The organism is Phreatobacter sp. GW821-FHT04C01 (assembly GCF_059420385.1).
The window spans coordinates 118,301-125,464 of the sequence record NZ_JBWKTP010000004.1; the positions used below are offsets into that span (position 1 = coordinate 118,301).

The following is a 7,164-nucleotide window of genomic DNA, read 5'->3' on the forward strand; positions in this document are numbered from 1 at the left end:
CCGGCAAGGCGATCGTCAGGTGCCGGCCTTGCCGCGCCGCCGGCCGGGGCGTTCGTCGTCCGGCTCGAGCCGGACCGGGTCGGTCACGGCGGTCGGGCTCAGCGACAGCAGGGCCATTTCCGCCAGATAGGCCTCCAGGCGAAAACCGCCCTGGCTCGACGCCTCGCGGGCGCGCTCGAACAGGCCCCACAGGGTTTGCCTGATCGCTTCCGGGTCGCGTGCGTGATTCATGGTCGAGGCCTTTGATCCGACAGGTTCTGAACGGCGGGCAGGGGGCCGCCGACGATCTCCGAGGTGGTGGTGGTGCGGACGTGATGCGATGCGATGAAACAGGCCTGGTCATGGGCGCTGAACTCGTCGGTCGCTTCGCAGGCATGGCTCGCCGAGGCATCGGTGACGAATGTGTAGCGATGGTTGTTCGAGGCACCCTCGATGACGGTGGCGAGACAGGACACCGCGCCGGTCAGGCCGGCGACGATCGTGTTGTCGCTGATGCCGGTCGCCATCATCTCGGCGAAGTTCGGCGCGGAGTAGCAGGACGGCCCGGACTTGTTGAAGACCATCTCGCAGCCATGCGGCTCGAAGCCGTCGATCCAGCCCGAGAACGGCATGGCTTCGTTGAAGTAGGGTCCGCGCTGCAGCCAGCGGGCGTGGGCGATCGGCCATTTGCCGGCGCGGGCATGGTCGAGCAGGCGCCGGCAATTTTCCAGCGCGGGCGCGACCGACTGGATCTGCAACCGCCGGCCCTCGGCGACGAATTCCTGCTGAAGGTCGACGAGCAGCAGCAGCGGTTCGACGTCATGACCCCGGTAGCGGTTCAGGTCGATCACGGCCTTATGCTGTCGCACGGCGATCTCCTGCGAAGAGAGGTTGCGAGCGCGTGGTGCGGATGAGCGATCGCTCGAGGCAGCCGGGGCGCTCCCAGTCGTTTTCCGGCCGGATGGTGACATAGGGATCCGCGCCGAGGGGCAGGCCGCTCCGGTCGGGCTCGAGGTCGCACCAGACCTCCTGGTAGGAATAATCGGAGAAGATGAAGCTGCGGGCGTCGGGCCCGGCCGCGAAGCCGAATTCGGCCCAGAAGCCGATCCGCTCGTGGCGCGAATGGGCGAGCACGCGGCGGAAGCCCTTGCGCGCGCAATAGCGCTTGGCCTCCGCGGCCAGCTGGCGGCCAAGTCCGCGCCCGCGAAATTCCCGGCGCACCGCCAGCCGCTCGAACTTGGCCCAGTCGCCGAAGAAGCGGATGCGCAGGACACCGGCCGGCTCGCCGTCGCAGAAGGCCAGCAAATGCGCGGCGCAGAAGTCGTTGCCGTCGAACTCCTCCTCGAACGGACAGGCCTCGTCGCCGATATAGACCGCCGAGCGCACGGCCAGGACGCGGGCCATGTCGTCGAAACTGCGCGCCAGGCGCAGGGTGATGTCGGAATTGGTCCGGGACTGCATCTTTTTTTCCATCGGAATCACCGGTTCAATGCCTGCCGCGGCGGTAGACCATCAGGTCGCCGATCGTGCCGGTTCGGCCGCTCAGCACCGGCGCGAAGCCGAGATTGCCGATGATCCGGGCGCCGTGCGGGGTGCCGGGGCGGGTGAAGATGTCGAGATCGCGGTAGCGCGGATGCTGCAGGGCCTCGACCACGCCCGGCAAGGTCAGCGCCGTGCTGCGCTGGGCCACGCTCGCCCACCAGTAGAGCGCCGCCGGCGGCTCGCGCCGCCGGCAGAGCATGGACAGGTCGGGGTTCTTGCCGGCGAACAGGTCGCGCTCGACGGCGGCGTGGCCGAGCTCGTTCAACAGCAGGAAGGCCGTGAACCCGGTCAGGCGATGGGAAAACAGATCATCCTCGGCGCGCCGATAGACGACCCAGCAGCACTCCTGATTGTGTCTGAGGACGCGTTCGAACACCTCCCGCGACGCGATGTCGGGGCCGATATTGTCGCGCGCCAGCTCGGCGATCTGGGGGATCTGGACCGGGTCGAGGCTCGACAGAACGATCGAAATGCTGCTGCGCGTCGTCGAGATCGCGTCGAAGCTCTTCACATGGCGGGACTGAGCGTCAATCATGGCGGACCTTGCTCAAGAAACGGCGCACCGAAGACGCCGACAGGAGAAAGGCTACGAGGCCGAGAGGGATGGACGATGCAGCGAAGCGAGCAACAGGATGTTGCGCAAATTCCCTCGGGCGCCGGCGATGCGCCGCAATTGCGCTTGGACTGGGACGACCTGAAGCTGTTCCTGGCGGTCGCCGAGGCGGGCAGCTTTCGCAGCGCCGCCAGCGATCTCGGCCTGCAGGCGTCGAGCGTGACGCGCCGCATCGACCTGCTCGAGCACCGCTTGCGGGTCAAACTGTTCGAGCGCGCCCAGGGCGGCATCCGCCTGACCGCCGAGGGCCTGTCGATCCTGGACGACGCCCGCGAGCTGAAAGACCGCTTCCTGACGATCGAGCGCAAGGTGGCCTGGAAGCAGCGCCACGACGAGGGCGTGGTCAGCATCGCCGTCACCGATGGCCTCGGCGCGTTCTGGATCGCGCCGAAGCTGATCGAATTCCATCAGATCGCGCCGCGCATCAAGATCTACCTGAAATGCAGCATGGACGTGCCGGAGGTGCTGCGTTCGAGCGCCGATCTGGCGCTGCAGTTCACCCGGCCGACCGGCCCGGACATCGCATTCGCGCGGATCGCCCGGCTGCATATCTGGCCCTATGCCTCGACTGCCTATCTCAAGACCTATGGCACGCCGCGCTCGATCGATGAGCTCCGGCAGCACCGCTATGTCATCCAGGCCGCCAACCAGCTGGACGAGAGCATGTTCCTGAGCGTGCTGGGCGCCCGCGAGTTCAGCGACATCAACGCGGTCCGGACCAATACCAGCACCGCGCATTATTTCATGGTCTGCGCCGGCTACGGCATCGGCTGCCTGCCGACCTATATCGGCAGCAGCAATCCCGCGCTCGTCGCGCTCGACATTGGCCCGGACTACCCCATCGACCTCTATCTGTCCTACCGGCAGGCGATCGGCGACATCGCCCGCGTCCGGCGAACCATCGACTGGCTGAAACAGATCTTCGATCCGAAACGCCACCCGCTGTTCGGCGACCGCTTCATGCTGCCCGAAAGTCCCTCGGCGCCGGACCGTTTCCGCTCGGACTATCACTTCCTGCCATTGCCGCCGGTGGCGCCGGCCATGCGCCACCGGAGTGGTGGCGACGGTCCGGCGGGCTGAGCGCCGGCGCTCGGCGCCAGCCGCGCGGCGGGAGGCGAGCCGGTTCGCCGCGGCTTGGGCAAATGCTTTCGAGATCATGCCGGACCGGGGCGGCGGCCGAGGTCGGGCAGGGGACTTTCCCGCATGGCGTGTGGCCGGCCCGCACCGCCGCGCGGGCCTCGGCGTTCGATGACGCTGCGGCTTGACAATGGCGACGCCGCTAAGATTGAATGAACATTCATTCTTAAGAAACGAACCGAGGAAACAGACCATGCATGCGACCAGGAGAACTCTGCTGATCGGGGCGTCGAGCGCGGCCATTGCCGGCGCGACCGGGGCCCTGGCGCAAACCAAGGAGCCGTTGAAGATCGGGGTGCCCACCGCGCTCACCGGCACCTATGCGCAGCTCGGCGACGAGGCCAAGCGGGCGATCGATTTCGCGGTGGCCGAGGCCAATGCCAGCGGCGGCGTCGACGGCCGAGAAGTCCAGGTCCGTTTCCTCGATACCGAGGCGAAACCCGAGCTGGCGCGCCAGCAGGGCGAGAAGCTGGCGCTGGCCGGCTACAACATCCTGACCGGGGCGATCGCCTCGGGCGAGGCGCTGGCCATGGGGCCGATGCTGGCGCGCTGGAACGCGCTCTATGTCGCGACCATCAACAAGGCCGACGACATCACCGGCAAGCAGTGCCAGGGCCGCATGTTCCGGGTCAACCGGCCCGACTATTCCGATGCCGCCGTGGTTCAACCCTGGCTCGCCACGCGTTCGGAAACCAAATGGGCGATCGTCGCCGCCGACATCGCCTGGGGGCGCAATTCCGGCGCGAGCTTCCGCAAGGCGGCGGACGCCACCGGCAAGACCATCGTGTCGGAGAACTACCCGGCCTTCGGCAGCAATGATTACGCGGCCCATATCCAGAAGGTCGCGGATTCCGGCGCGCAGGCGCTGTGGGTCGCGCTCGCCGGCCGAGACGCGATCAATTTCGCCTTGCAGGCCAAGCAGTTCGGTCTGTTCGACAAGGTCGTCACCGGCGGCACCAGCTTCACCACGGACGGAACCGTCAAGGTGCTGGGCGAGAGCGTGAAGGGCATTCACGCCATCATCAACTACAGCGCCACCCTCGACACCCCGCCCAACAAGAAGTTCGTCGCCGACTGGGCCAAGAAGTATCCGGGCACTCTGCCGACCAATTTCGAAGGCGAAACCTATATCGGCATGCAGGTCATCCTGCAGGCGGTGAAGCGGGCCGGCAGCGTCAAGCCGGCCGATGTCGCCAAGGCGATGGAGGGGACGAGCTTCGAGACGATCCTCGGCTCGCAACTGATGCGCAAGGAGGACCATCAGCTGGTCGGGCCCAATTATTTCGGAGCGGTGGCAATGGCCGACGGCGCCTTGCGGCCGGTGATCAACATGACGGTTCCCGCCGATATCGCGACGCCGAAGCCGGATGGCACCTGCAGGCTCTGATCGGGCTCGCCGGCGCGGCCGCCGCGGCCGTGCCGGCAGGCCGTCCTGGCCAGGGACGGGCCGATCCTCGTCGCGCGTGGACGGGTGGTGGCGAGAAAATCGCGACCGGACCGGCTCCCGTCGTTGACAGGGCTGATTTGAATGAATATTCATTCAGTCAACAAAAAACAAAGACGATAGCGGTCAGCAGGGAGGTCCTCATGGTGCGGAACCATGGTCCGGACAGAGCGTCCGGCGCCTGGAGGCGGGTGGCGCCCATGCCGGCGCGGCCGATCGGGGCGCAGGCATCATGATCCAGATCATCAACGGCCTGGTCTATGGCAGCTTCCTCTATTTGCTGTCGGTCGGGCTGGTGCTCATTTTCGGCCTGCGCCGGGTGACCAACTTCGCCCATGGCGGGCTGTTCATGCTCGGCGCTTATATTTCCTACGCCGCGGCGGCCTATCTGGGCTTCTGGGTCGGCCTGGTCGTGTCGGTGGCGGTGCTCGCCGCCCTCGGCGTGCTGCTCGACCGCTTCGTCTTCCGGCCGCTCGCCCAGCAGGACGCGATCGTCACGCTGCTGGTGACCTTCGGCCTGCTCTTCGTGATCGAGGATTTCGTCCGCACCGTCTGGGGCAAGGATTTCCTGACGGTCGCGCCGCCGCCGCTGCTGGCGGGAGTGGTGCCGATGTTCGGCGCCACTTTCCCGGTCTACCGGCTGTTCGTCATCGCCGTCGCGCTGGTGGTCGCCGCGGGGCTGGCCTTCTGGCTCAGGTCGAGCCGCGTCGGGCTCTATGTCCGCGCCTCCAGCGTCGACCCGGTCACAACCGGCATGCAGGGGGTCGACACCGACCGGCTGAGTGCCCTGGTGGTGGCCATCGGCACCGGGCTCGCCGGCCTTTCGGGCACCATTGCCGGGCCGCTGCTGGCGCTGTCGCCGACCATGGGCGGCTACATCATCATCGATTGCTTCGTCGTGGTGGTGACCGGGGGCCTCACCAGTTTCACCGGCGCCTTCGTCGCGGCGATGGTGATCGGCCAGGTCCACAATCTCGGGATCGTCTTCGTGCCGGAACTGGCCTCGATGATTCCGCTCCTCATCATGGCCCTGGTGCTGACCTTGCGTCCGCAGGGGCTCGCCGGTGCCGGGAAATGACGATGCCGTCCGTTGAACCGACCCTGATCGCCGGGCCCGCCACCACGGCGCGGTCCAGCCTGTTCTATGTGCCGCTGCTTCTGCCGGTCGCGGCGGGGCTCGGCCTGCTGGTGCCGGCCTTCGTCTCCTCGCAGCTGGCGCTGACCTTGATGACCCAGGCGGTGATCAGCGCGGTGCTGGCCACCGGTATCGGCTTCATGGTGCGCCAGAACGGCCTGACCAGCTTCGGTCACGCGGCCTTCTTCGGCCTGGCCGCCTATGCCGTCGGCCTGAACGGCAAATTCGACCTGATGCCGGCCGAATGGGCGATCGGGCTCGCCATCGCGCTGCCGGCGGCGCTCGCCTTCGTCGCCGGCCTCGTCATCGTGCGCCTGCCGGGCCTGGCCTTTTCCATGCTGACGCTTGCCGTGGCGCAGTCCTTCCATGAAATCTTCCTGCGCTGGCGCGAGCTTGCCAATGGCGACGACGGCATGGCGGTCAGGCTGCCGTCGCGCCTGTTCGGCCTCGACATCGCGGTGTTCCAGCAGCCCTCGACCATGTTCGTGGTCTGCTGGGTCGTGCTGGTGCTGGTGGTCGGCGGCCTGTGGCTCGTCTCGCGCTCGTCCTTCGGCCTGCTGACGGTCGCGATCCGCGAGAACGAGGAACGCGCCCGCTATATCGGTTACGAAACGGTCCTGCCGCGGGCGCTGGTCTATGCTCTCTCGGCGGCCATCGGCGCGCTCGCCGGCGTGCTGTTCGTTCTCTACAACGCGTTCGTCACGCCGGGCGCGTTGCACTGGTCGCTGTCGGGGGAGGCCCTGGTCATGGCGGTCATCGGCGGCACCCACGCGGTCTGGGGCCCGGCGCTCGGCTCGGTCATCTTCTTCCTGTTCAAGGATGCCGCCGGCGACCTGACCGAGCATTGGCCCGCCATCATCGGCATCACCCTGATCGTCGTCACGGTGCTGCTGCCGCACGGCGTCAGCGGCCTGCTGCTGGATATGTTTTCCTGGCTGAAGGCGAAGATGCGATGACCGGCTTTGCGCTCGAAGGCCTGGGCCTGACCCGTCGTTATGGCGGCTTCACCGCGCTCGACAATGTCTCCATCGCGCTCCGGCCGGGCGAGATCCGCGGCCTGATCGGTCCGAACGGCGCGGGCAAGTCGACGCTGATGGATGCGTTCTGCGGCCGCGGCGGCCCGACCGCCGGCACCGTGATCTGCCAGGGACGCGACATCAGCGCGCTCTCGGCCCGCGCCAGGCGGCGGGCCGGCCTTGCCCGATCGTTCCAGAAGACCAACATCTTTCCCGCCCTGAAGGTGCGCGAGCGGGGGGGGGCTCGCCATCCGACGCTGCCGACGAATATAATCCGGTGTAGATCTCGGTGGTCGCC

General features: G+C 67.3%; 8 protein-coding genes and 1 pseudogene. 5 read left to right on the top strand and 4 right to left on the bottom strand.

Translation table 11 applies throughout. From position 1 onward, the window contains the following. Positions 1–15: 15 nt before the first annotated feature. Genes AC07WJ_RS16485 through AC07WJ_RS16500 form a run of 4 tightly spaced genes read right to left on the bottom strand, consistent with a single transcriptional unit; the run spans position 16 to position 2,056 of the window. Positions 16–231 carry a hypothetical protein gene (locus AC07WJ_RS16485; RefSeq protein WP_494935700.1) on the bottom strand — a complete coding sequence of 72 codons (216 nt, stop codon included), beginning with the start codon at positions 229–231 and terminating at the stop codon, positions 16–18. Then, complete coding sequence (locus tag AC07WJ_RS16490) at positions 228–848, bottom strand: isochorismatase family protein (protein WP_494935701.1); 621 nt, start codon at positions 846–848, stop codon at positions 228–230. Before AC07WJ_RS16490 ends, AC07WJ_RS16485 begins: the two co-directional genes overlap by 4 nt. Then, entirely contained in the window at positions 835–1,440 is a 606-nt protein-coding gene (locus AC07WJ_RS16495) for a GNAT family N-acetyltransferase (RefSeq protein WP_494935702.1), read from the bottom strand. Before AC07WJ_RS16495 ends, AC07WJ_RS16490 begins: the two co-directional genes overlap by 14 nt. A gap of 25 nt (positions 1,441–1,465) precedes the next feature. After that, positions 1,466–2,056 carry a hypothetical protein gene (locus tag AC07WJ_RS16500; protein WP_494935703.1) on the bottom strand — a complete coding sequence of 197 codons (591 nt, stop codon included), beginning with the start codon at positions 2,054–2,056 and terminating at the stop codon, positions 1,466–1,468. A 75-nt stretch (positions 2,057–2,131) separates the two neighbouring features. Here AC07WJ_RS16500 and AC07WJ_RS16505 point away from each other — a divergent pair, with 75 nt between their 5' ends. The 5 genes and pseudogenes from AC07WJ_RS16505 to AC07WJ_RS16525 all read left to right on the top strand — a co-directional run. Then, positions 2,132–3,214 (top strand): LysR family transcriptional regulator, encoded by a 1,083-nt coding sequence (locus AC07WJ_RS16505; RefSeq protein ID WP_494935704.1) that lies wholly within the window; start codon positions 2,132–2,134, stop codon positions 3,212–3,214. 250 nt (positions 3,215–3,464) lie between these two features. After that, the gene (locus tag AC07WJ_RS16510) at positions 3,465–4,658 is read left to right on the top strand and encodes an ABC transporter substrate-binding protein (protein WP_494935705.1); all 1,194 of its coding nucleotides are present in this window, start codon (positions 3,465–3,467) and stop codon (positions 4,656–4,658) included. Between the two features lie 289 nt (positions 4,659–4,947). Then, the gene (locus tag AC07WJ_RS16515; protein WP_494935706.1) at positions 4,948–5,793 is read left to right on the top strand and encodes a branched-chain amino acid ABC transporter permease; all 846 of its coding nucleotides are present in this window, start codon (positions 4,948–4,950) and stop codon (positions 5,791–5,793) included. A 2-nt stretch (positions 5,794–5,795) separates the two neighbouring features. Then, positions 5,796–6,806, top strand: coding sequence for a branched-chain amino acid ABC transporter permease (locus tag AC07WJ_RS16520; RefSeq protein ID WP_494935707.1), 1,011 nt, complete (start codon positions 5,796–5,798; stop codon positions 6,804–6,806). After that, a pseudogene (locus AC07WJ_RS16525) lies at positions 6,803–7,087 on the top strand (ATP-binding cassette domain-containing protein); the annotation flags it as partial. The gene AC07WJ_RS16520 and the pseudogene AC07WJ_RS16525, both read left to right, overlap by 4 nt. Between the last annotated feature and the right edge of the window lie 77 nt (positions 7,088–7,164).

Excerpts from the sequence above, each read along its gene's own strand:
- AC07WJ_RS16515 (WP_494935706.1), top strand. The coding sequence starts at position 4,948 with ATGATCCAGATCATCAACGGCCTGGTCTATGGCAGCTTCCTCTATTTG.
- AC07WJ_RS16495 (WP_494935702.1), bottom strand. The coding sequence starts at position 1,440 with ATGCAGTCCCGGACCAATTCCGACATCACCCTGCGCCTGGCGCGCAGT.
- AC07WJ_RS16485 (WP_494935700.1), bottom strand. The coding sequence starts at position 231 with ATGAATCACGCACGCGACCCGGAAGCGATCAGGCAAACCCTGTGGGGC.
- AC07WJ_RS16510 (WP_494935705.1), top strand. The coding sequence starts at position 3,465 with ATGCATGCGACCAGGAGAACTCTGCTGATCGGGGCGTCGAGCGCGGCC.
- AC07WJ_RS16500 (WP_494935703.1), bottom strand. The coding sequence starts at position 2,056 with ATGATTGACGCTCAGTCCCGCCATGTGAAGAGCTTCGACGCGATCTCG.
- AC07WJ_RS16520 (WP_494935707.1), top strand. The coding sequence starts at position 5,796 with ATGCCGTCCGTTGAACCGACCCTGATCGCCGGGCCCGCCACCACGGCG.
- AC07WJ_RS16505 (WP_494935704.1), top strand. The coding sequence starts at position 2,132 with ATGCAGCGAAGCGAGCAACAGGATGTTGCGCAAATTCCCTCGGGCGCC.